Below are 25,712 nucleotides of genomic sequence, written 5' to 3'. Positions count from 1 at the left end.
CTCGACCAGATCCACGGCGCCGGGCGCCGGTCGCCGGACCGACGCCCTCACGCCGTCGCCTCCGAACCCTGCGCCACGCGCGACAGGGCGGGGCGGCCCGCGGGCGGGATGGCGCGCATGAACCGGCGGAAGTCGGCGATCGCCTCGCCGCCGTCCTCGAAGACCGCGTCGAAACCCGCCGCCAGCAGGGCGGGCGTGTGGCCGCTCACGTCGCCGGACACGCCCAGCTTGCCGCCGATCACCACGGGCGTCGCGGCCAGTTCGGGAACGCCGCGCAGCCGTTCGATCACCCGCAGGGCGTCCTGGCCGCCGTGCCCGTTGACCGTGCCGATCACCACCAGGCCGGGCCGGATGCGGCGGCACCGCTCCACCAGCACCTCGTCCGGCACGCACGGCCCGAGGTTCACCACCGGGTAGCCCAGCTCCTCCACGAGCAGCTGGAGGAACACCAGGTTCCACGTGTGCGAGTCGGACGCGACACCGCTCACCACGACCGTCGGCGCGGTCGGGAGGTGGTCCGGAGTCGTCACCGGTACACCCGGCGGTGCTCGATGCTGGACACCGAGACGACCTCGTCACCCCGCACCACGACCTCGGTCGGCGCGGGCCTGCCGAGGAACATCAGCAGGCTCGCCGTCGGCCCGTACGCCCCGGTGTTGGGCACGCACACGACGTCACCGGACTCCACCGGCGGCAGGTCGATCTGCCGACCGAGGACGTCCCCCGGCGTGCACAGCGGACCGACGAGGCTCGCCTTCTCCACCGGCCCGTCGCCCTCCGCGGTCTGCACCTGGACCGGCAGCAGCCGGCCGAGGCCGGACATGCCGCCGAACGTGTTGATGCCCGCGTCGGTGATCACGAACTTGCGCCCGCGGCTGACCTTGACGTTGGTGACGCCCGCGACCAGCGTGCCGCTGCCACCGACCAGGTAGCGCCCCGACTCGCAGGCCACGCGGGGAGCACCGGCGCGCCACTGGGGCAGGTGCAGGTCGAGCGCCCGTTCGAGCGCGGCGCGCAGCTTCGGGTACTCGGGCCGCTCCCCCGGCGCGCCGTATGGCACGGTGAAGCCGCCGCCGATGTCGAGGTAGCGCAACGGCAGGTCGAGCTCCGCCGACAGCCGGGCGGCGAGCGCGATCGTGTGCTCGAACTCGCCGATCAGGTTGTCCTCGTCGGTGGCGTTGCTGAGCGGGAAGAAGTGGAAGCCCGCGATCCGCACGCCCGCCACCTCCCGCAGCAGCGGCAGCGCGTCGGCCAGCACCTCGCTGTCGAAGCCGAACTGCGACGGCGTGCCGGTCATCCGGATGCTGGTGGTGGCGCTGGCCGCGGCGCTGTTGACGCGCAGCAGGCAGTCCACCTCGACGTCCTGGGCGCGGGCGGCCTCGCCGACGTGCCGCACGTCGGTCACCGAGTCGGTGGAGAACAACCGCACGCCCTGCGCGATCGCCTCGTCCAGCTCGCCGCGGGTCTTGCCCGGACCGGTGTAGAGGCAGTCCTCGCCGCGGAACCCGGCGGCGAGCGCGGCGGCCAGCTCGCCGGTGGAGCTGATCTCCGCCCGGCAGGTCCGGCCCTCCCCCTCGCGCAGCGCCCGCACCAGGTCGGGGTGCGGGTTGGCCTTGAGCGCGTAGAACAGCTCGACGTCGTCGGGCAGCGCGTCGAACAGCTGCTTCCTCGCCTCGGCCACGTCGTCCAGCCGGTACACGTACAGCGGCGTGCCGAACTCGGCGGCAAGCCCGACGTCGTCGGTCATCATCTGCTCCGGTCGAGGAGGTCGGCGAGCGCGGCGCGCGCGTTCTTGCCGTGCATGGTCAGCGGCAGGTCGTCCACGACCCGGCAGATCGCGGGCACCTTCGCCGGTTCGAGGCGCTGGGCCAGTTCCTTCAGCACCACGTGCGGGTCGACGTCGCCCTCGACGAACAGCGCGAGGTCGCGGTCGCCCGACGGCGGTACCGCGGCGGCCGTCCGCACGCCGGGCACGTCCATCGCGGCGGCCTCGATCTCGACCGTGCTCATGCGGATGCCCTTGCGCTTGAACATGTCGTCGCGGCGGCCCTCGAAGTACAGGTAGCCGTCCTCGTCGACGCGGCCGTAGTCGCCGGTGTGCAGCCGCCGCTGCCCGGTGTCGCCGACCGGCCGGAACGTCCGGTCGGTCAGCTCGGGCATGCGCCAGTAGCCGGGCATGACGTGCGGGCCGGACACCACGATCTCGCCGACCTCGCCCTGCGGCACGGGTTCGCCGTCGGGGCCGAGGATCGACACGGTGGTGCCGGGCAGCGGCAGGCCGACCGACTGGGGCCGCTGGTCGTCCTCCTCGGGCGGCATGATCGACACGCGCTTGCACTCGGTCTGGCCGAACTGGCGCACCACCCGGACACCGGGGAACGCCGACCGCAGCGCGCCGATCGTCGGCGCGGACAGCGCGGCGCCGGTGTTGGTGATCAGCCGGACCGGCGGTGGCGGCTCGACGTCGCGCTGCGCCAACGTGGTGATCATCGTCGCGAGCGACGGCACGATGGGCACCACGGTCGCGCCGACCTCGCGCATCCGCCGCAGCAGCAACAGGTCGGACTCCTCGCCCGCCAGCACGATCTCGCTACGGCCCAGCGTCGTCAGCAGGACCTTGTAGAGGCCGTAGTCCCACGACAGCGGGAAGCGGCAGAACACCACGTCGTCGGCGCGGTAGCCGAGCACCTGCTGGAGGGCGCGGGACGCGAACACCACCTGCGCGTGCGGGCCGATCACGGCCTTGGGCGCGGCCGTGCTGCCGGAGGTGTAGATGAGCACGGCGATGTCGTCGGGCGCGACCTCGACGTCCACCCGGACGTCCTGGTCGGCCGCCGCCTCGACCTCGGGCCACACGTCGGCCAGGTCGTGCACCGGCAGGTCGGTGATCTCCCGCAGCCGCCCGGTCTGCTCGCCCGCGCCGATCACCGCGACGGGCTCGGCGTCGGCGAGCACGGAACGCAGGTGGTACTGCTTCATCGCGGGGTTGAGCGGCACGAAGACCACGCCGTTGCGGGACGCGCCGAAGAACATCGCGACCTGTTCCCGGCGGGTCGGCAGCTGCACGACGAGGCGGTCGCCGCGGCGCAGCCCCTGGTCGTGCAGCCACCGGGCGAAGGCGTGGCTCAGCGCGTGCAGCCGGCGGTAGGTCAGCGTGCCGACCGGGTCGCGGACGGCGGACGCGTCGGGCGTCTCGGCCGCGGCGTCGTCGAGCAGGCCGTGGATCGACGCGGCGCGTTCGATCGGGTCAATTCGGGCGTCCAAAATCCGCGTCTCCCATTCGGAAAGCGGGGCCTGAGCAGAATTCGATGGGCTCGAACGTAACCGGCGGCCGGCGCCGGTCACACCCCTACGGAGCTTTTCTCACCCCTAGGGGCGTACTCGGCCGCGGCGGCCGCGGCGAGTCGGGAACGGTCCACCTTGCGGTTGGAGTTGAGCGGGAATTCCTCGACGTGCCGGTAGCGTTTCGGCACCATTCCGGAGGGCAGCGCGGAGCGCAGCGCGGCGGCCAGCGCGGCGGGCGGCGTCGGCTCGCCGGTGTAGTAGACCGCCAGTTCGGTCAGCTCGTCCGCGGTGACCGCGACGACCACCGCGTCCTGCACGCCGGGGCACGACCGCAGCGCGTGCTCGACCTCGGCGGGTTCGACCCGCCAGCCCTGCACCTGCACCTGGCTGTCGAGCCGGCCGAGGTAGATCAGCTCGCCGTTGTCGAGCCGGCGCACGCGGTCCCCGGTGTGGTACCAGGTGCGGCCGTCGCGGCGGACGAAGCGGCCCGGCTCGTCGGCCGGGTCGAGGTAGCCCGCGGTGAGCTGAGGCCCGGTGACGCACAGCTCGCCCTCGTCGGCGACCGGCTCGCCGTCCGCGCCGAGCAGCACGTGGTCGTGTCCCTCGTGGACGGCGCCGATGGGCACGAGTCCGTTGACGCACAACGAAGGCGACGTGTCGGGCCGCCAGCGGTGCCCGGTGACGGTGACGGTCAGCTCGGTGGGGCCGTAGATGTTCTCCAGCGCCGAGCCGGGCGCCGCGGCCTGCCAGTCGGCGGCGTCGGCGGCCTTGAGCGCCTCGCCCGCGAACAGGCTCAGCCGCAGCCCCGGCAGCGCGCCGGGCCCGAGGCCGCCGGTGCGGCGCACCAGCGGGATCGCGCTGGGCGTGGAGAACCACACCGTGACGTCGCGCTCGGCCAGGAACTCCGGCAGCCTGCGGTAGGCGGCGGCGGGCACGGCCTGCACCGTCGCGCCCGCGTCCCACGCGCAGAACAGGTCGAACATCGCGCAGTCGAAGTTCAGGTCGAACGTCTGCGAGAACACGTCGTCCGGCCCGGCCTCGTACCGGCGGGTGACGAGGTCGAAGTAGTGCCGGGTGTTGCCGTGGGTGATCGACACGCCCTTCGGCGTGCCCGTCGACCCGGAGGTGAACAACAGGTAGGCGGTGTCGGTCGCGTCGACCGACCGCGGCTCGCCGAGCGCGGTGGCGGCGTGGACCGGCACGGCCCGGCCGGCGGGGACGTCGCCGCCCGCCGGGGCGAGCACCGGGACGTCGACCTCCGGCATCCGGGCGAGCACGCCCGCGCCCTCCTCGTCGACGATCAGCGCCGACACCCCGGCCAGCTCGATCATCCGCGCGGTGCGCGCCGGCGGGAACGCCAGGTGCAGCGGCACGACCGCGGCGCCGGTGTAGAGCGCGGCGAGCACGCCGACGTAGGCCTCGATGCTCTTGCCCGCCAGCACGCCGATCGCGCGCGGCCGTTCGTCCACTCCGGCCAGCAGCGCGCCCGCCCACCGCGACGCGCGGTCGTGCGCGGCCTCGTAGGTGATCGCGTCCGCGCCCACGCGCACCGCGTCACGGTGCGGCGAAACCCCGAGCCCGCGCAGGAAACGGGCGTGCAGCGCGGGTGTCGTGTCGGTCATCGTGGCTCCGGTGACTAGGGGGCGCCAGGGGTTGTGAGGGCACCGCGGATCGGTTTTCGTTTCGGTCCAGCGGACCAACGACAGTCGGAGGGGTTATGTGGGACGAACGGTTCGAGGAGCTGCTGCGGGCGCAACTGCCCTTCCTCCCGCCGGACGAGGAGTTGTCGGCGGACGCGGTGCTGCGCGACCTGGGCCTGGACTCGATGGCCACGGTGGACCTGCTGTCCGCGGTGGAGCAGGAGTACGGCGTGCGGTTCCTGGACGAGTCGCTGAACCTGAGCACGTTCGCCACGCCGGGCACGCTGTGGGCGGCGCTGTCGTCCATGCTGGAGCCCGCCTGACCGGCGGACCGGGCAGCGACGGCTACGCGCTCGCGGCGGCCATGCCGCGGGTGCGTGGCCGCAGCACGCGGTCCAGGTTGGCGGGCACGACCTCGAAGGCCGACCGCGCCGCGCGGACCCGGCCGAAGACCGCGTCCGGCCCGGCGACGTGCAGCGTGCGCACCCCGAGCCCTTGCAGGGTCGCGATCGCGGCCGGCCAGCGCACCGGGCGCACGATCCCGTCCAGCAGCATCGTCCGCACCCCCTCCGCCGTGGTGAGCACGCGACCGTCCTGGTCGGCCACCACCGGCACGCGCGGGTCGGCGAAGTCGATCCCGGCGAGCACGTCGCGCTCGACCCGGTCGCGCAGCGGCGCGAACGCGGCGCAGTGCAGCGGCGGGCGCATCGTGTAGAACGACATGCCGCCCACCGCGCGGAGCCTGCGCTGGAAGTCCTCCAGGGCGTGGTCGCGCAGGGACACCATGTGGAAGTCCTCGTCGACGTAGCAGGAGATCTCGTACCACTCGCCCCGCCGGTCCAGCTCGCCGAGGATCCCGGCCAGCACGTCGGCGGGCACCCTGGTGAACGAGTGGGTGACCACGTCGCGGTGCTCGTGGGCGAAGTACTCCTGCTCGGCCCTGGCCATCGCCACCGTCAGGCCGACCGCGTCGGCGAAGTCCAGCGCGCCCGAGTAGACCGCGGCCGTCTTGCCGCCGAAGCTGAGCCCGACGCACACCTCGGGGCGTGCGCCGAACTCCTCCTCCGCCCACTTGGCCATGCCGAGGCACGCGATCAGGAACGCGACCTGAGCGTATTCCGAGTAGTCGTCGTCATCGGCCAGGCAGCGGTCGAACAGCGAATAGCCGAGCACGTCGTCCGCGGTCGCGAGCATGGCCCGGGTCGACGGGTCGACGAGCAGGAACTTGGCGAGGTCGTGGAATCGGTTGGGCCCCATTCCGGGGAAGGTGATGGCGGTGTCCATGTACCTTTGTCCATTCACGTAGAACGCGCCGCGGTTTCCCTGCGAGTGTGTGGCGCGGTCCCGTGCCCGGCACACCCCTAGCTCCCCCTACCGGGCCGCCAGGCCGTCCAGGTAGTCCCGCAGGACCTGCGTGAAGCGCTCCGGCTCCTCCAGGTTGGGCAGGTGGCTGGACTCCTCGAACAGCTCCCACCGCACGTCGGGCACGAGGTCGGCGTAGGGCTGCACGGTCACGGGCGTCGCCTCGTCGTGCCGGCCTGAGACGACGAGCGTCGGCACGTCCACCAGCGGGCAGCAGTCGATCACCGACCAGTCCTTGAGGGTGCCGATGACGTGGAACTCGCTCGGCCCGTTCATGGCGTGGTAGACGGTCGGGTCGTTGACGATCTCGTAGAACGAGGCCAGGTAGTCGCGCGGCCACGGGTCGAGCCGGCACACGTGCTCGGTGTAGAACGGCATGATCGCCTTGGCGTACTCCTCGCTGTCGGTGGTGCCCGCGGCCTCGTGCCGCAGCAGGGTGTCGTTGACGCCGAACGGCAGCCGGGCGCGCAGCACCTCCATCTCCCGCAACCACAACGGGTAGGACGCGGGCGAGTTGGCCACCACCAGGCCGCGCAGCCCGGCGGGCCGCGCGGCGGCGTGCTTGGTGGCGAGCATCCCGCCCCAGGAGTGCCCGTAGAGCACGTACCCGTCGGCGATGCCCAGGTGCTCCAGGAGGTTGTCCAGCTCGGCCAGGAACAGCTCCACGGTCCAGAAGTCCGGACCCCGGTCGGGCAGGTGCGTGGAGCCGCCGTTGCCGAGCTGGTCGTAGTGCACGACGGGGTGGCCGCGCTCGGCGAGGACGGCCAGGTTCTGGAGGTAGTCGTGCGTGCTGCCCGGCCCGCCGTGGACGACCACCAGCGGCGGGCGACCGGAGCGCAGGTCTCCGGTCACCCGGTACCAGGTGTGGTGCTCCCCGAACGGCGCCAGGCCCTTCGACGTCGGCTTGATCCTCATCGGTCGTCCCTCTCCATCGAGTCGAGCCAGCCGTCGACGAGCTTCGCGGTGTCGGCGGAGCGCTCCTCGATGACGGTGAAGTGGTTGGCCGCCACGGACCGCACGGCGTGCGTGGGCTCCAGCGGCTCGGCGAGCCAGTCCTGCTGGCCCTCGGGCAGGTCCAGGAAGCTCTCGGTGCACCGGATGAACAGCACGGGCGCCTCGACCGGGTCCATCCGCAGGTTGGGCACGAGGTCGAACCAGCAGGCCATCGCGGACAGCCGGGCGTTGTCGAACCGGCCGAACAGGGACTCCTTCTCGTACAGGCCCAGCGTCAGCTCGCGGATCGGCATGGCCGCGCCGGAGCCCTCGTCGAGGATCTTGAACGAGTCGAGCATGACCACGCCCGCGGGCCGCGCCGCCCCGGTCCGCTCCAGGTGCCCGGCGACCGAGTAGGCCAGCGATCCGCCGGACGAGTAGCCGAAGAGCACGAACGGCTCGCCCTCGGCGGCCTTGAGCACGGCGGCGGCGAGCACCTCGACGGCGGCGTCCACGGAGGCGGGCAGGCCCTCCCCCGCGACGAAGCCCGGCGTGGGGATGCCCACGACGTGCCGCGGCGTGCTGAGGTTCCCGACCACCCGCGAGTGCTGGTGCAGGCCGCCGGTGACCATCGGCGTGCTCAGGCAGATCAGGCGCGGCGCGCCGGCCGGCCCTTCGCGCATGGTGACCGGCGACGGGACGTCCGCCGGGTCGGCCGCCGAGGTGAACTTCGGCCGCAGCGCGACCACGGCGCGGAGCAGGTCGTAGGCCTCGCCGACCCGCCCCTCCTCCAGCCCGGCGCGGAACAGGGCGCTGAGCGAGTCGTCCGCCGTGGCGGCGACCGGCGCCGCCGTGGTGCCGACGGACAGCTCGGAGCGCACCCACCTGGCCAGCTCCGCCGGGTTCTTGTTGTCGAACACCACCATGGGCGGCAGGCTCAGCCCGGTGGCCGCGTTGAGCTGGTTGCGCAGCTCCATCGCGGTGAGCGAGTCGAACCCGGACTCCAGGAAGTCGCGCTCCGGGTCGACGGCGGCCGGGTCGGTGTGGCCGAGCAGCATCGCGCAGTACCCGAGCACGAGGTCGCGCAGCACGACTTCCTGCTCGGCCTCGTCCAGCCCGGCGAGCCGCTGCCGCAGCGCGCCCGCTTCCGCCGCCTCCGCCGCGCCACGCCGGCGTGCCGGTGCGAAACCGCGCAGCAGCACCGGGATCTCGTCAGTGCGGGACCGCAGCGCCTGGACGTCCACCTTCAGCGGCACGAGCGCCGGCACGCCCGCCGCCAGCGCCGCGTCGAACGAGGCGAACGCCTCGGCCTCGGTCAGCGCGGGCAGGCCCTGGCGGCGCAGGCGGTGCAGGTCGGCTTCGGTCAGGTAGGCGCTCAGACCGGTGTCGACCGCCCACAGGCCGAACGCCATCGACGTCGCGGCCAGCCCGGAGGCCGCCCGGTGCGCGGCGAGGGCGTCGAGGAACACGTTCGCCGCCGCGTAGGGCGCCTGGCCCGACGCGAGGACGTGCCCGCCCGCGGAGGAGAACAGCACGAACGCGGCCAGGTCGACCTCCGCGGTCAGCTCGTGCAGGTGCCAGGCGGCGTCCGCCTTGGCCCGCAGCACGGGGTCGATCCGCTCGGGCGTGATGGTGCCGACGAGGCCGTTGTCCGCGACGCCGGCGGCGTGCACGACACCGGTCAACGGGTGCTCGGCCGGGATGCCCGCCACCAACGCCGCCACCGCGGCACGGTCGCCGACGTCGCACGCCGCGATCGTCACGGCCGCGCCCAACGCCGTCAGCTCGTCACGCAACCCGGTCGCACCCGGCGCTTCCACACCACGCCGACTCGTCAACACCAAGTGCCGCACGCCGTGCTCGACCACCAGGTGCCGGGCCACCAGACCACCCAGACCGCCGGTGCCACCCGTGACCAGCACCGTGCCGCCCTCGCGCCACCGCGGCGAGTCACCGACATCGGTGTGCCGGACCAGCCTCGGCACGCTCAACCGGCCGCCCCGCACCGCGATCTCCGGCTCCCCGGCGGCCGCGGCGGCGTCGACCGCGCCCGCGGACACGGCCCGGTCGTCGGTGTCCACCAGCACGAACCGGCCCGGGTTCTCGGCCTGCGCGGCCCGCACCAGACCCCACACCGGGGCCTGCGCGACGTCCACCACGCCGTCACCGGTGTCGACCGCGTGCCGGGTCACCACCACGAGGGTCGTGCCGGTGAAGCGCTCGTCCTCCAGGCAGGTCCGCACGGCGGCGAGCACGGCGGTCGTGGCGGACCGCACGCGCGTCGGCACGTCGTCACCGACCGGTTCGACGCGCAGCCGGACGTGCGCCGGCGCCGGGCGGCCGTCGGCGACCTCGGCGAGCGGCACCAGCTCCACCCGGTCCTCCGGCGTGGCGAGTTGGTTCCAGTCGACGCGCAGCACCGACGCGTCGCGCCGGCCCGCCGTCAGCTGCTCGACCGACACCGGGCGCAGGTTCAGCGCCGCGACGGTGGCGACGGGCGCGCCGGCGGCGTCGGCCAGGGTGAGCGCGAACGCCGTCTCGCTCGACCGGCTCAGCCGGACCCGCAGCGCGGTGCCGCCGGTGGCGTGCAGGGTCACGCCGGACCAGGAGAACGGCAGCATCGTGCGCGTGCCGTCGGCGTCATCGTCGCCGGCGAAGTTCAACGCGTGCATCGCGGCGTCGAGCAGCGCGGGGTGCAGCCCGTACCGGGCGGCTTCGGCGCGGCTCTGCTCCGGGAGGGAGACCTCGGCGTAGACGTCGTCACCGCGCCGCCACGCGGCCCGCAGGCCCTGGAACGCCGGGCCGTACCCGTAACCGCGGTCCTGGAGGAACTCGTACGCGCCGTCGAGGTCGACGGGCTCGGCGCCGGGCGGTGGCCACTCGTCCAGCCGGGCGCCGGGCGCCCCGGTCCCGGCGGCGAGCACGCCGTCGGCGTGCGCCGTCCACGGCTCGTCCGGCTCCGCGTCCTGGGGGCGGGAGTGGATGGTGATCCGACGTCGCCCGCCGTCGTCGGCCGCGCCGACGCGCACCTGCACCTGCGAGCCCTTCTCGGCGGGCACGAGCGGTGCGCCGAGGGTCAGCTCCGCCAGCACGTCGCAGCCGACCCGGTCACCGGCCTGGACCGCCAGCTCGACCAGCGCGGAGCCGGGGACCAGGACGTTGTCGAACACGCGGTGGTCGGCCAGCCAGCGCTGCGCGTGGGCGGCGAGGCGTCCGGTGAGGAGCAGCTCGCCGGAGTCGGCCAGCGGCACCGCCGCACCCAGCAGGGGGTGTTCGACCGTCGCCAGGCCGGTGGCCGCGATGTCCGGGGTGAGCAGCAGCTGCTCGTCCGGCCAGTACTCCTGGCGCTGGAAGGGGTAGGTCGGCAGGTCGACCCGCCGGGCGGCGCGGCCCGCGAAGAAGGCCCGCCAGTCCACGGTCCCGCCGGCGGTGTGCAGCCGACCGATGCCGGTCACCAGCGTGACGGCCTCGTCACGGCCCTTGCGCTGCAACGGGATGCCGTCCTCGACCAGGGCGCTGAGCACCCCGTCCGGGCCGACCTCCACGAAGCGCACGACACCCTGCTCACTCAGCCGCACCACGACGTCGTGGAACCGGACGGCGTCGCGGACGTGCCGCACCCAGTACTCCGGATCCGTCACGTCGCCGGCCGCGACGATCGGGATCGTCGGCTCACGGAAGCTCAACTCCCGCACCACCGCGCGGAAGTCGTCCAGCATCGGGTCCATCAACACCGAGTGGAACGCGTGCGACACCGCCAGCCGCTTCGACCGCTCGAACTTCGCGGCCACCGCCAGCACCTCGGCCTCGACCCCGGAAACCACCACCGAATCCGGCCCGTTGACCGCCGCGATGCTCACACCCTCGGTCAACAGCGGCAGCACCTCGGCCTCGGTGGCCTTGACCGCCACCATCGCCCCGCCCTCGGGCAACGCCTGCATCAGGCTCGCCCGGGCCGACACCAACCGGCACGCGTCGTCCAAGGAGAGCACCCCGGCCACGTGGGCCGCCGCGATCTCACCGATGGAGTGACCCGCCACCCGATCCGGCCGCACGCCCCACGACTCCACCAAGCGGTAGAGCGCCACCTCGAACACGAACAGCGCAGGCTGCGTGAACTCCGTGCGGTTGACCGCCTTCTCGTCCCAGCCCCACATCACGTCCAGCAGCTCCGGCGCGAACCCGGCCGCCGCCTCCTCCAACGCCCGCGCGAACACCGGGAACTCCCCGTACAGCTCACGGCCCATGCCGACCCGCTGCGAGCCCTGACCGGTGAACAGGAACGCGGTCGAGCCGGTCGACCGCGCCACGCCGGACGCGCCCCGGCCCTCGGCCAGCGCGGTCAGCTCCCGCATCAGCTCGCCCCGGTGCTCGCCGACCAGCACGGCCCGGTGCTCGAACCGGGAACGGCCCGTGGCCAGCGAGAAGCCGACGTCGACACCGCGCAGGTCCGGCCGGTCCACCAGGTGCGACCGCAACGACGCGGCCTGCGCGAGGAGACCTTCCGCCGTCCGGGCGGACAGCAGCCACGGCACGACCGAACCGGTCACGGTCGGCGTCTCGGGCCGGGGTTGCACCGGGTCGGCCTGCTCGATGATCACGTGCGCGTTGGTGCCGCTGATGCCGAACGACGAGACCGCCGCCCGCCGCGGCCGGTCCACCGCGGGCCACTCGCGCGCCTCGGTGAGCAGCCGCACGCCGCCCGCCGCCCAGTCCACGTGCGGCGACGGCTCGTCCACGTGCAGGGTCTTCGGCATCACACCGCGCCGGACGGCCTCCACCATCTTGATCACCCCGGCCACGCCCGAGGCGGCCTGCGTGTGGCCGATGTTCGACTTGATCGACCCCAACCACAGCGGGGCGTCGTCGGTCCGGTCCTGGCCGTAGGTGGCCAGCAGCGCCTGCGCCTCGATCGGGTCGCCCAACGTCGTGCCGGTGCCGTGGCCCTCGACCACGTCCACGTCCGAAGTGGACAGTCCGGCGACGCCGAGGGCCTGCCGGATGAGCCGCTGCTGGGACGGCCCGTTCGGCGCGGAGAAGCCGTTCGACGCGCCGTCCTGGTTGAGCGCGGTCCCGCGCACGACGGCGAGCACCGGGTGCCCGTTGCGGCGCGCGTCCGACAGCCGTTCGACCAGCAGCAGACCGGCGCCCTCGCCCCAGCCGGTGCCGTCCGCCGCGCCCGCGTACGACTTGCACCGGCCGTCGGCGGAGAGCCCGCGCTGGCGGCTGAAGTCGACGAACATGTCCGGCGTGGACATCACCGTCACGCCACCGGCGAGCGCCAGCGAGCACTCGCCGGAGCGCAGCGCCTGGATCGCCAGGTGCAGCGCGACCAGCGACGACGAGCACGCGGTGTCGACGGTGACCGCGGGTCCCTCCAACCCGAGGGTGTAGGAGACGCGGCCGGACACGAGGCTGCCACCGCTGGAGTGCGCGCGGTCCGAGCCCTGCCCGTAGTCGTGGTACATCAGGCCCGCGAACACGCCGGTGGCGCTGCCGCGCAGCGAGACCGGGTCGATCCCGGCGCGTTCCAGGGCCTCCCAGGCGATCTCCAGCAGCAGCCGCTGCTGCGGGTCCATGGCGACGGCCTCGTTCGGGCTGATCCCGAAGAACCCGGGGTCGAACATGGTCGCGTCGTGCAGGAAGCAGCCCTCGCGGGTGTAGCTCTTGCCGCGCTTGCCGGGTTCGGGGTCGTAGACCTCGTCCCAGCCGCGGTTGTCCGGGAACCCGGTCACCGTGTCGACGCCGTCCAGCACGACCCGCCACAGGTCTTCCGGCGTGGTGACGCCGCCGGGGTAGCGGCAGCCCATCGCGACGATGGCGATCGGTTCGTCGACCGCCACCCTGGTGACGACCGCGGCGGTCGCGGCGGCGGCGCCGGCCAGCGTCTCCTCGATGTGCAGCGCCACCGCCCGCGCGGACGGCTGGTCGAACACCAGGGTCGCCGGGAGGTCGAGGCCGGTCACGGTGTTGAGGGCGTTGCGCAGCTCGACCGCCGACAGCGAGTCGAAGCCCAGCTCCTGGAACGCCCGGTCGGGCTCGATCGCGTCGGCGGAGGCGTGCCCGAGGACGGCGGCGACGTGGCCGCGCACCAGGTCGAGCAGCGCGTCGAGGCGCCGGGCGTCGTCGAGGCCGTCCAGTTGCCTGACCAGCTCGCTCGAACCCCTCCGGGCCGCTTGACGCGCGGGAGCGCGCACCAGTCCGCGCAGCAACGCGGGCACGTCGCCGATGCGGGTGCGTGCCGTGGCCGCGTCGACCCGCAGCGGCACGAGCACCGGTCGGCCCGTCTCCAGCGCGGCGTCGAACAGGCCGAGGCCTTCGTCGAGCGTCAGCGGCGGGAGCCCTTGGCGGCGCACCCGGTCCAGGTCGACCTCGCCGAGCAGCGCGCCGAGGCCCGCGTCCACGCCCCACAGCCCGTAGGCCAGGGACGTCGCGGGCAGCCCTTCGGCGTGGCGGTGGTGCGCGAGGGCGTCGAGGAACACGTTCGCCGCCGCGTACGTCGCCTGCCCGGCGGCCAGCACCAGGCCGCCCGCCGAGGAGAACAGCACGAACGCGGCCAGGTCCACCTCCGCGGTCAGCTCGTGCAGGTGCCAGGCGGCGTCCACCTTGGGGCGGAACACGTCCTCGACCTGCTCCGGGGTGACCGCGCCGACCACGCCGTTGCGCGCGACGCCGGCGGCGTGCACGACACCGGTCAACGGGTGCTCGGCCGGGATGTCGGCCAGCAACGCCGCCACCGCGGCACGATCACCCATGTCGCACGCCGCGATCGTCACCTCCGCACCGAGCGCGGTCAGCTCTTCGCGCAGCTCGGTCGCACCCGGCGCTGCCAGGCCACGGCGACTCGTCAACACCAAGTGCCTCACGCCGTGCTCGACCACCAGGTGCCGGGCCACCAGGCCACCCAGTCCACCGGTGCCACCCGTGACCAGCACCGTGCCGCCCTCGCGCCACCGCGGCCGGTCGCCGGTCGCGGACGTCCTGGCCAGCCTGGGCACGTGCGCCTGCCCGGCGCGCAGCGCGATCTCCGGCTCACCGGTCGCCACCGCCGCCCGGACCAGCGACTCGTCGAACCCGTCGGTGTCCACCAGCACGAACCGGCCGGGGTTCTCCGCCTGCGCGGCCCGCACCAGACCCCACACCGGGGCCTGCGCGAGGTCGACCACGTCGTCCGGGCCCACCGCCACGGCGTGGGTGGTCACCACGACCAGCGTGCCCGCGTGCTCGGCGTTGAGCCGGTCGAGCACGGCGGCCGTGACGGCACGGACCCGGTCGGTGACGGCGCCGTCCGGGGTGGTCACGGCGAACAGCACGTCGTCGGACTCCTCGGCCGAGGCGACCGGGACCTGCTGCCACCCGATGTGCAGCAGCGCGTCGCGGTGGTCGGGCCGCACGTCGAGCTGCGCGGCCGACACCGGTCGGGACACCAGCGCCTCGACCGACATGACCGGCAGGCCGGTCTGGTCCGCGACGGCCAGCGCGATGCTGTCCCGTCCGGACGGGGTGATCCGCACCCGGACCGCGTGCGCGGCGGCGGCGTGCAGCGTGACCCCGCTCCACACGAACGGCAGCACCGTCCGGCCGTCGCGGTTGCCGTCGTCGTGCACCAGGATCGCGTGCAGGGACGCGTCGAGCAGCGCCGGGTGCAGCCCGAACCGCGCGGCGTCGGCGTTCTGCGCGGGCAGCTCGACCTCGGCGTACACGTCCTCGCCGTGCCGCCAGGCCGCCTTGAGCCCCTGGAACACCGGCCCGTAGCCGTAGCCCTGGTCGGCCAGGTGCTCGTACGCGCCGTCGAGGTCGACCGGCTGCGCGCCGGCCGGCGGCCACTGCGCCAGGTCGAAGGAGGGCACGACCGCACGTTCGGACAACGCGCCCTGGGCGTGCAGCGTCCACGGCGCGGCGGAGCCCTCCTCCCGCGAGTACACCGACACCGGCCGCCGACCGTTCCCGTCGGGCGCGTCGACCACGACCTCCACCACGGCCGCCTTGCCCGGCGGCAGCACCAGGGGTGCGGTCAGGGTCAGCTCCTCCAACGTGGTGCAGCCGACCTGGTCACCGGCGCGCACCGCCAGTTCGACGAAGCCCGTGCCGGGCAGCAGGACGCTGCCGAGCACGTCGTGGTCGGCCAGCCACGGCTGCCGGTCGGTGCCGAGCCGCCCGGTCAACACCACTCGTTCCGAGTCGGGCGACTCGACCACCGCGCCCAACAACGGGTGCTCGACCTTCGCGAGCCCCGCGGACCGCACGTTGCCGATCTCGTCGGCCATCCACGACTCGGCCAGGTAGTCCATCGTGTCCAGCCAGTACCGCTCGCGCTGGAACGCGTAGGTCGGCAGGTCGACCCGCGTGCCGCGGCCGGCGAAGAACGCCTGCCAGTCGACCGCGCCGCCGGTGCCGTGCAGCTGCCCGAGGCCGGTGACCAGCGTGACCGCCTCGTCACGTCCCCTGCGCTGCAACGCGATCGCGCCCTCGACCAGCGCGCTCAGCACGCCGTCGGGGCCGACCTCCACGAACCGGCCGACGCCTTCCTCCCGCAACCGCGTCACGGCGTCGTGGAACCGCACCGCGTCCCGGACGTGCCGAACCCAGTACTCCGGATCCGTCACATCACCCGACGTGACGATCGGGATCTCCGGCGCCTGGAAGCTCAACTCCCGCACCACCGCGCGGAAGTCGTCCAGCATCGGGTCCATGAGCACGGAGTGGAACGCGTGCGACACCGACAACCGCTTCGACCGCTCGAACTTCGCAGCCACCGCCAGCACCTCGGCCTCGACCCCGGAAACCACGACCGAGTCCGCGCCGTTCACCGCCGCGATGCCCACACCGCCGGTCAACAAGGGCACCACCTCGGCCTCGGCAGCCTTGATCGCCACCATCGCGCCGCCCTCGGGCAACGCCTGCATCAGATTCGCCCGCGCCGACACCAACCGGCAGGCGTCCGTCAGGGACAACACCCCGGCGACATGGGCGGCGGCGATCTCACCAATCGAGTGCCCCGCCAGCCGATCCGGCCGAACACCCCACGACTCCAACAGCCGGTAGAGCGCCACCTCGAACGCGAACAGCGCAGGCTGCGTGAACTCCGTGCGGTCCAACCGCTCGGTGTCCTCACCCCACATCACGTCCCGCAGCACGGGGTCGAAGCCCGCGAGCACCTCCGTGAACGCACCCGCGAACACCGGGAACGCCGCCGACAGCTCACGACCCATGCCGAGCCGCTGCGAACCCTGCCCCGTGAACAAGAACGCCGTCGAGCCCGTGGACCGGGTGAACGCCGGCACCAGCCCGGCCAGCGCACGCACCAGCTCGTCGCGGTCCCGACCGGCCACCACCGACCGGTGCGACAACGCCGCACGCGTGGTCACCAGCGAGAAGGCCACGTCGGTCGGCCGCACGGACGGGTGGTCCAGCAACCAGTCGTGCAGCTTGCGCGCCTGTGCGGCCACACCCTCGGCGTCGTGCCCGGACACCAGCAACGGCACGACCGGCAGCTCCGCCGTCGCCTGCTCGGCCTCCTCCTCGGGCGCCTGCTCGATGATCACGTGGGCGTTCGTGCCGCTGATCCCGAACGACGAGATGCCGGCCCGACGCGGGTGCCCGTTCGACGGCCACTCCCGGGCCTCGGTCAGCAGCTTCACGTTGCCCGCCGCCCAGTCCACGTGCGGGGAAGGCTCGTCCACGTGCAGCGTCTTCGGCATCACACCGTGCTGGATCGCGTGGACCATCTTGATGATGGCGGCCACGCCGGCGGCGGCCTGGGTGTGGCCGATGTTCGACTTGATCGACCCCAACCACAACGGCGCGTCCTCGACCCGGTCCTGGCCGTAGGTGGCCAACAACGCCTGGGCCTCGATCGGGTCGCCCAACGTCGTGCCGGTGCCGTGACCCTCCACCACGTCGACCTGATCCACAGATACGCGGGCGTTGGCGAGGGCCGCCCGGATCACGCGGCGCTGCGACGGGCCGTTGGGCGCGGTGAGACCGTTGGACGCGCCGTCCTGGTTGATCGCGGACCCGCGGACCACGGCGAGCACGCGGTGGCCGTTGCGGCGGGCGTCCGACAACCGCTCCACCAGCACCACGCCGACGCCCTCGCCCCAGCCGGTGCCGTCCGCCGCGCCCGCGAACGACTTGCACCGACCGTCCTTCGCCAGTCCGCGCTGGCGGCTGAACTCCACGAAGGTCTCCGGCGTCGCCATGACCGCGACACCGCCGACGAGCGCCAGCGAGCACTCCCCCGCACGCAGCGCCTGGACGGCCCAGTGCAGCGCCACCAGCGACGACGAGCACGCCGTGTCCACCGTGACCGCGGGCCCTTCCAGCCCCAGCGTGTAGGAGACGCGGCCGGAGGCGACCGCGCCCGTGCTGTTGTTGGCCGGGTAGTCGTGGTACATCATCCCCGCGAACACACCGGTATCGCTGCCCCGCAAGGAAACCGGGTCGATACCCGCCCGTTCGACCGCCTCCCACGACGCCTCCAGCAACAACCGCTGCTGCGGATCCATCACCAACGCCTCGTTCGGGCTGATCCCGAAGAACGCGGGGTCGAAGTCGGCGGCGTTGTGCAGGAACGCACCCTCACGGGCGTAGGTCTTGCCGACCGCGCCGGGCTCCGGGTCGTACACGCCTTCGACGTCCCAACCACGATCCGTCGGGAACCCGCCCACGGCGTCCACACCGTCCGCGACGAGCCGCCACAGGTCCTCCGGCGACGAGACACCGCCCGGGTAGCGGCAGCTCATGCCGACGATGGCGATCGGTTCGCGCTGGGTGGCGGTGAGCTTCTGGTTCTGCTCGCGCAGGAGTTTGGTCTCCTTCAACGACGCGCGGAGCGCTTCGACGAGTTTGTCGTTCGGGCCGGTCATTCCCGTTCACGCTCCCTGAGTCGCGTCGTCGAGGTCGATGCCCTCGAACGCCATGCTGATGAGGCTTTCCGTGTCCATCTCGTCGATCGAGTCTGCGGCCGCCCCCGGACCGGCCTGGACCTGCCGATCGCCCGCCCCGCCCAGTTCGAGCAGGCTGTCGAGCAGCCCCGCGTCGCGCAGCCGGGTGAGCGGGATGGCTTGCAGGATGCGCCGGACCTGCTCCTCGTGCGCCCGCGCCTCGTCGGCGGCCTCGGGCGCCAGCTCGGCGCGCAGGAATTCCGCCAGCGCCCGCGGCGTGGGGTAGTCGAACACCAGCGTCGCCGGGAGCCGCAGGTCCGCCGCGGCGCTCAGGCCGTTGCGGAACTCGACCGCCGACAGCGAGTCGAAGCCCAGGTCGTTGAACGCCTGCTCCGGGTCGATCGCCTCCGGACCCGCGTGGCCCAGGGTCGCCGCGGCCTGCGTCCGCACCAGCTCCACCAACACCGCGAGCCGCTCGCCGTCGTCGTTCAGGCCTGTCAGCCGGTCCCGCCACCCGGACCCCGCCGCGTCACCGGTCACCCGGCGGGCACGGCGACGAACCAGGCCGCGCAGCAGCGGCGGCACGTCGTCCCCACCGGCGCCGGACAGGTCCAACCCGATCGGCACCAGCGCCGGGAGGTCGAGCGACACGGCGGTGTCGAACAGCGCCAGGCCGTCGTCGGTCGACAGGGCGTGCACGCCCGACCGCCGCATCCGCTGCACGTCGGCTTGACCGGTCATGCCGGAGTCGTCGGCCCAGAGGCCCCACGCCAACGAGTGCGCCACCCGGCCGTTGGCCCGGCGGTGGGCCGCCAACGCGTCCAGGTAGGCGTTGCCCGCCGCGTAGCTGCCCTGACCGGGGTTGCCGAAGACACCCGCGGCCGAGGAGAACAGCACGAACGCCGACACGTCCCCGACCACCTCGTGCAGGTTCCACGCGGCGTCGACCTTCGGGCGCAGCACCCCGTCCACCCGTTCGGGCGTCAACGAGGCGATCACACCGTCGTCGAGGACGCCCGCGACGTGCACCACGCCGTCCACCGGGTAGGCGGCCACCAGCTCCGCCAAGGCCTCCCGGTCGGCGACGTCGCAGGCCACCAGTTCCGCCTTGGCCCCGGCCTCCGCCAACTCGGCCACGAGGTCGTGCGCGCCCGGCGCGTCCAGGCCGCGCCGACTCGTCAACAGCAGCTCAGTGACGCCGTGCGCGGTGACCAGGTGCCGGGCGACGAGCTTGCCGAGCGAACCCGTCGCGCCCGTCACCAGGACCCGACCCGAGAACGCCTGGCCGTCCGACTCCGACCCACGGGAGACCCGCGCCAACCGGGCCGCGTGCATGACGCCGTCACGAACGACCACCTGCGGCTCACCGGTCCCGAGGACGGCCGGCAGGTCGAGATCGGCGTCGGTGTCCACCAAGACGACCCGACCCGGGTTCTCCGACTGGGCCGACCGCACCAGGCCCCAGACCGCGGCGCCGGCGAGGTCCGTGACCTCGCCGAACGCCACCGCACCCCGCGTCACCACGACGAGCGAGGAGCCGTCGCCCCGCGCCAGCCAGTCCTGCACCTCGGCCAGGACGCGGGACACCTCGGCCCGCACCCCCGCCGGGTCCGCACCCGCCGCGCCGGCCTCCAGCACGACGGCGTCCGCGACCACCGGCCCCGACGCCGTGACCGGAGCCCACTCCAGCCGGAACAGCGACTCGTACGTCCCCGCACCGGCCGCGAGCTGTTCGGCCGACACGGGACGCATCGCCAGCGTGCCGACCCGGGCGACCGGCGCACCCGTGCCGTCCGCGACCAGCAGCGCGACCGCGCCCTCGCCCACCGGGGCCAACCGGACCCGCAGCCGCGACGCCCCGGCCGCGAACAACGACACCCCGGACCAGGAGAACGGCAGCATCGCGGGCGGCGCGGTCCCGCTGTCGTCACCGTCACCGGCCGCCACCCGGAGCGCGTGCAGCGCCGAGTCGAGCAGCGCCGGGTGCAGGCCGAACCGCGCGGCGTCCGCGCCGTCCGGCAACGCGACCTCGGCGTACACGTCGTCCCCGACCTTCCAGGCCGCCTTGAGCCCTCGGAACACCGGCCCGTAGCCGTAGCCCTGATCGGCCAGCTGCTCGTACGCGCCGTCGAGGTCGACCGGCCGCGCGCCGGCCGGCGGCCACTGCGCCAGGTCGAACGCCGGCGTGACGTCCTCCTCGGCCAGCTCGCCCACCGCGTGCAGCACCCACGGCACGTCGGCCTCTTCGGGACGCGAGTACACCGACACGGCACGCCGGCCGGCGCCGTCCGGCGCGTCCACCACGACCTGCAACGCGACTCCGCCGTTCGCCGGCAGCACCAACGGCGCGGTCAGCGTCATCTCCTCCAACACACCGCACCCGACGTGGTCACCGGCCCGGACGGCGAGTTCCACGAAGGCCGTGCCGGGCAGCAGCACCGTGCCGTGCACTTCGTGATCCGCCAGCCAGGGCTGCCGGTCGACGCCGAGCCGCCCCGTCAACACCACCCGTTCGGAGTCGGGCGACTCGATCACCGCACCCAGCAGCGGGTGCTCGGACACCACCAGTCCGGCCGACTTCACGTTGCCGATCTCGTCGGCGATCCAGGACTCGGCCAGGTAGTCCACCGTGTCCAGCCAGTACCGCTCGCGCTGGAACGCGTAGGTCGGCAGGTCCACCTTGCGGGCGTTGCTGCCCCTGAAGAACGCCGACCAGTCGACCGCCCCACCGGCGGTGTGCAGCCGGCCCAGGCCGGTGACCAGGGTGACCGCCTCGTCACGTCCCCTGCGCTGCAAGGCGATGCCGTCCTCGACCAGCGCGCTGAGCACGCCGTCCGGCCCGACCTCGACCATCCTGCTCACGCCCCGACCCCGCAGTTGTGTCACGGCGTCGTGGAAGCGCACCGCGTCGCGGACGTGCCGGACCCAGTACTCGGGATCGGTCACGTCGCCGGTCGTGGCGATCGGGATGGCCGGTGCGCGGAAGGTCAGCTCGCCCACGACGGCGCGGAACTCGTCCAACATCGGGTCCATGAGGACCGAGTGGAACGCGTGCGACACCGACAACCGCTTCGACCGCTCGAACTTCGCGGCCACTGCCAGCACCTCGGCTTCGACACCCGAGACGACCACGGAATCCGGCCCGTTCACCGCCGCGATGCCCACGCCCTCCGTCAACAACGGCACCACATCCGCTTCGGTGGCCTTGATCGCCACCATCGCGCCGCCCTCGGGCAACGCCTGCATGAGGCTCGCCCGCGCCGACACCAACCGGCACGCGTCCGTCAGGGACAACACCCCGGCCACGTGGGCGGCGGCGATCTCACCGATCGAGTGCCCTGCGAGCATGTCCGGTCGAACGCCCCACGACTCCAACAAGCGGTAGAGCGCCACCTCGAACGCGAACAACGCAGGCTGCGTGAACTCCGTGCGGTCCAACCGCCCCGCGTCCTCACCCCACATCACCTCCCGCAACACCGGGTCGAAGCCCGCGAGCACCTCAGAGAACGCACCCGCGAACACCGGGAACGCCGCCGACAACTCACGACCCATGCCGAGCCGCTGCGAACCCTGCCCCGTGAACAAGAACGCGGTCTCACCACCAGCCCGCGCCACCACCGGCACGACATCCGCCAAGCCGCGCACCAACTCGTCCCGATCCCGACCGACCACCACCGCCCGGTGCTCGAACACCGAACGACCAGCCAACGACAAGCCGACGTCCACCGGCCGGACATCAGCGCCCACGAACGACGCCAACCGCACAGCCTGAGCACGCACCGCCTCGGCCGAACGACCCGACAGCACCCACGGCACCACCGGCAGCTCGACACCGGTGTCGCCCGCGTCCACCGCCACCGGTTCCTCGACGATCACGTGCGCGTTCGTGCCGCTGATCCCGAACGACGAGATTCCGGCCCGACGCGGGTGCCCGTTCGACGGCCACTCCCGCGCCTCGGTCAGCAACCGCACGTTGCCCGCCGCCCAGTCCACGTGCGGCGAAGGCTCGTCAACGTGCAGCGTCTTCGGCATCACGCCATTCCGGATGGCCTCGACCATCTTGATGATCCCGGCGACACCGGCCGCGGCCTGCGTGTGACCGATGTTCGACTTGATCGACCCCAACCACAACGGCGCGTCCTCGGCGCGGTCCTGACCGTAGGTGGCCAACAACGCCTGCGCCTCGATCGGGTCACCCAGCGTCGTGCCGGTGCCGTGCGCCTCCACCAAGTCGACGTCGGCGGTCATCAGCCCGGCGTTCGCCAACGCCTGCCGGATCACCCGGCGCTGGGACGGGCCGTTCGGGGCGGTGAACCCGTTCGACGCGCCGTCCTGGTTGATCGCCGTGCCACGGACGACCGCCAGCACGCGGTGCCCGTTGCGGCGGGCGTCCGACAGCCGCTCGACGAGCAGCACGCCGACGCCTTCGGCCCAGGCGGTGCCGTCCGCCGCACCGGCGAACGACTTGCACCGACCGTCCGGCGACAGCCCGCGCTGACGGCTGAACTCCACGAACACCTCGGGCGTCGCCATCACGGCCACACCGCCGACGAGGGCGAGCGAAGACTCACCGGACCGCAGCGCCTGGACGGCCCAGTGCAGCGCCACCAGCGACGACGAGCACGCCGTGTCCACCGTGACCGCGGGCCCTTCCAGCCCCAGCGTGTAGGAGACGCGGCCGGAGGCGACCGCGCCCGTGCTGTTGTTGGCCGGGTAGTCGTGGTACATCATCCCCGCGAACACACCGGTGTCACTGCCACGCAAGGAAACCGGGTCGATACCCGCCCGTTCGACCGCCTCCCACGACGCCTCCAGCAACAACCGCTGCTGCGGATCCATCACCAACGCCTCGTTCGGGCTGATCCCGAAGAACGCCGGGTCGAACTCCGCCGCCCCGTACAGGAAGCCACCCTCACGGGTGTACGTCTTGCCCGTGACACCGGGCTCCGGGTCGTACACGCCTTCGACGTCCCAACCACGATCCGTCGGGAACCCGCCCACCGCGTCCACACCGTCCGCCACCAACCGCCACAGGTCCTCCGGCGACGACACACCGCCCGGGTAGCGGCAGGCCATGCCGACGATCGCGATCGGCTCGTCCGTCACCGACGTCGTCGCCACGACCGCCCGCGCGCGCTCACCCGTGCCGGACATCTCGCCGAGCAGGTGCTCCGCCAGCGCGAACGGCGTCGGGTAGTCGAAGACCAGGGTCGCGGGCAGCACCATGTCCACCGCGGCGCTCAGGCCGTTGCGGAACTCGACCGCCGACAACGAGTCGAAGCCCAGGTCGTTGAACGCCTGCTCCGGGTCGATCGCCTCCGGACCCGCGTGCCCCAAGGTCGCCGCGGCCTGCGTCCGGACCAACTCCACCAACACCGGGAGCCGCTGCTCCTGCGCCAACCCCGCCAACCGCTCACGCCACACCGACGAACCGCCGGCCACTCGGCGGGCACGGCGACGAACCAGGCCGCGCAGCAACGGCGGCACGTCGTCACCGGCGCCGGACAGGTCGAGGTCGATCACCACCAGCGCGGGCGCGTCCACGGCGGTTCCGGCGTCGAACAACGCCAGACCACGTGCCGCGGACAGGGCGAGCACACCGGTCCGCCGGATCCGCTCGACCTCCGCCGCACCGCCCATGCCGGCCTCGTCCGCCCACAGGCCCCAGGCGAGCGACTGCGCCGCTAGCCCGTTCGCCCGGCGGTGGGCCGCCAACGCGTCCAGGTACGCGTTGCCCGCCGCATAACTGGCCTGACCCGGGTTGCCGAACACGCCCGCGGCCGAGGAGAACAGCACGAACGCCGACACGTCACCCACGAGCTCGTGCAGGTTCCAGGCCGCGTCCACCTTCGGACGCAACACCCCGTCCACCCGTGCGGGCGTCAACGAGGCGATCACCCCGTCGTCCAACACACCGGCGACATGCACGACGCCATCGACGGGACGCCCGGCCAGCAGCCCGGCCAGTGCCTCCCGGTCGGCCACGTCGCAGGCCACCAGCTCGACCTCGGCGCCGGCCTCGGCCAACTCGGCCACCAGCTCGGGTGCCCCCGGGGCAGCCAGGCCGCGTCGACTCGTCAACAGCAGGTCGGTCACGCCGTGCGCGGTGACCAGGTGCCGGGCGACGAGCTTGCCGAGCGAACCCGTCGCACCCGTCACCAGGACGCGACCCGAGAACCGCGCCTCGGACCCGGCTTCCGCCACCCGCGCCAACCGGGCACCGTGCATGACGCCGTCCCGCACGACCACCTGCGGCTCGCCGGTGCCGAGAACGGCGGCCGCGTCGAGATCGGCGTCGGTGTCCACCAGGACGACCCGATCCGGGTTCTCCGACTGCGCGGACCGCACCAGACCCCACACCGCGGCACCGGCCAGATCCGTGACGTCACCGAACGCCACCGCACCTCGGGTCACGACGACCAACGACGAGTCGTCGCCCCGCGCCAACCAGTCCTGCACCTCGGCCAGGACCCGCGCCACCTCAGCCCGCACCCCCGCAGCGTCAGCCCCCGGCGCACCGGCCTCCAGCACCACGGCATCCACCGACACCAGGGACGTCGATACCGGGGACGCCGACACCGGGGACCACTCCACCCGGAACAACGACTCCGCGGCCGACGAAGCCAGCTGGTCCGCCGACACCGGGCGCAATGCCAACGACGCCACCGACGCGACCGGCGCGCCATCGGCGTCCGCGAGCTGCAACGTCACCGCGCCCTCGCCGGCCGGGCTGATCCGGACGCGCACCCGACCGGCGGCGACGGCGTGCAGCGTGACCCCGGACCAGGAGAACGGGAGCACGGTCCGCCCACCGCCCCGACCGGCGAGACCGATCGCGTGCAGGCACGAGTCCAGCAGCGCGGGGTGGATCCCGAACGCCGAGCCGTCCACGTCCTCCGGCAGGGCCACGTCGGCGAACACGTCGTCGCCGTGCCGCCAGGCGGACTTCAGCCCTTGGAACACCGGCCCGTAGTTCAGTCCCGCGTCGGCCAACGCGTCGTAGAGGCCGTCGACGTCCACCGGCTCCGCACCCGCCGGCGGCCACTGCCCCAGGTCGAACGCAGGAGCCGGGGTCCGCGCCGAGAGCACACCTTCGGCGTGCAGCGCCCACGGGGCGTCCGAGCCGCCCGCCCGCGAGTACACCGAGACCGCGCGTCGCCCGGCGCCGTCCGGCGCGTCCACGACCACCTGCACCGCCACACCACCGGTCGTCGGCAGCACCAGGGGCGCGGTCAGCATCAGCTCTTCGAGCGTGCCGCACCCCACCTCGTCACCCGCTTCGACCGCGAGCTCCACGAACGCCGTCCCGGGCAGCAGCACGCTGCCGAACACGTCGTGATCCGCCAGCCACGGCAGCGCGCCGACCGACAGCCTGCCGGTCAGCACCACGCCGTCGGACGCGGGCGACGGCACGACCGCCGAGAGCAACGGGTGCTCGACCTGCCCGAGGCCCATGGACGCCGCGTCAACGCCGGACCGCTGCTCGCGCAGCCAGTACCGCTCGCGCTGGAACGCGTAGGTCGGCAGGTCGACCGGCCGACCACGGCCGCTGAAGAACGCCCCCCCAACGACCGAACCCCCCCCCCGGGACAACCGCCCCACAGCC

The 25,712-nt window shown here is 73.3% G+C and carries 8 protein-coding genes and 1 pseudogene; 1 reads left to right on the top strand and 8 read right to left on the bottom strand.

Features of this window, described 5'->3' with window-relative positions:
- Positions 1 to 47 precede the first annotated feature (47 nt).
- From ABTZ99_RS33570 to ABTZ99_RS33555, 4 genes are all read right to left on the bottom strand, one after another.
- Positions 48 to 530: a cobalamin B12-binding domain-containing protein gene (locus ABTZ99_RS33570; protein WP_498776781.1), complete on the bottom strand. Its 483-nt coding sequence runs from the start codon at positions 528 to 530 to the stop codon at positions 48 to 50.
- Positions 527 to 1,747: a type III PLP-dependent enzyme domain-containing protein gene (locus tag ABTZ99_RS33565; protein WP_498776779.1), complete on the bottom strand. Its 1,221-nt coding sequence runs from the start codon at positions 1,745 to 1,747 to the stop codon at positions 527 to 529. The genes ABTZ99_RS33570 and ABTZ99_RS33565 overlap by 4 nt, the downstream gene beginning before the upstream one ends.
- Positions 1,747 to 3,264, bottom strand: a complete 1,518-nt coding sequence (locus tag ABTZ99_RS33560) for an AMP-binding protein (RefSeq protein WP_498776777.1) — start codon at positions 3,262 to 3,264, stop codon at positions 1,747 to 1,749. The genes ABTZ99_RS33565 and ABTZ99_RS33560 overlap by 1 nt, the downstream gene beginning before the upstream one ends.
- Positions 3,265 to 3,341: 77 nt before the next feature.
- Positions 3,342 to 4,907 (bottom strand): AMP-binding protein, encoded by a 1,566-nt coding sequence (locus ABTZ99_RS33555; protein ID WP_498776775.1) that lies wholly within the window; start codon positions 4,905 to 4,907, stop codon positions 3,342 to 3,344.
- Positions 4,908 to 5,002: 95 nt separating this feature from the next.
- Between ABTZ99_RS33555 and ABTZ99_RS33550 the strand changes: the two genes are divergently transcribed.
- The gene (locus ABTZ99_RS33550; protein ID WP_498776773.1) at positions 5,003 to 5,248 is read left to right on the top strand and encodes a phosphopantetheine-binding protein; all 246 of its coding nucleotides are present in this window, start codon (positions 5,003 to 5,005) and stop codon (positions 5,246 to 5,248) included.
- A 22-nt stretch (positions 5,249 to 5,270) separates the two neighbouring features.
- On the opposite strand, the gene ABTZ99_RS33545 is transcribed toward ABTZ99_RS33550, so the two are convergent.
- The 4 genes and pseudogenes from ABTZ99_RS33545 to ABTZ99_RS33530 all read right to left on the bottom strand — a co-directional run bounded on the left by ABTZ99_RS33545 (position 5,271) and on the right by ABTZ99_RS33530 (position 25,699).
- Positions 5,271 to 6,182: an ACP S-malonyltransferase gene (locus tag ABTZ99_RS33545; RefSeq protein ID WP_499617040.1), complete on the bottom strand. Its 912-nt coding sequence runs from the start codon at positions 6,180 to 6,182 to the stop codon at positions 5,271 to 5,273.
- Positions 6,183 to 6,296: 114 nt separating this feature from the next.
- Complete coding sequence (locus ABTZ99_RS33540) at positions 6,297 to 7,202, bottom strand: proline iminopeptidase-family hydrolase (RefSeq protein WP_499617037.1); 906 nt, start codon at positions 7,200 to 7,202, stop codon at positions 6,297 to 6,299.
- Positions 7,199 to 18,067, bottom strand: a pseudogene (locus tag ABTZ99_RS33535) (SDR family NAD(P)-dependent oxidoreductase); the annotation flags it as partial. The gene ABTZ99_RS33540 and the pseudogene ABTZ99_RS33535, both read right to left, overlap by 4 nt.
- 27 nt (positions 18,068 to 18,094) lie before the next feature.
- Entirely contained in the window at positions 18,095 to 25,699 is a 7,605-nt protein-coding gene (locus ABTZ99_RS33530) for an SDR family NAD(P)-dependent oxidoreductase (protein WP_499617035.1), read from the bottom strand.
- Between the last annotated feature and the right edge of the window lie 13 nt (positions 25,700 to 25,712).

The sequence above is a fragment of the Actinosynnema sp. NPDC002837 genome (assembly GCF_040295345.1).
Lineage (GTDB): Bacteria > Actinomycetota > Actinomycetes > Mycobacteriales > Pseudonocardiaceae > Actinosynnema.
The sequence above is the reverse complement of the archived record's forward strand: the minus strand, read 5'-3'. Positions and strand labels throughout refer to the sequence as shown.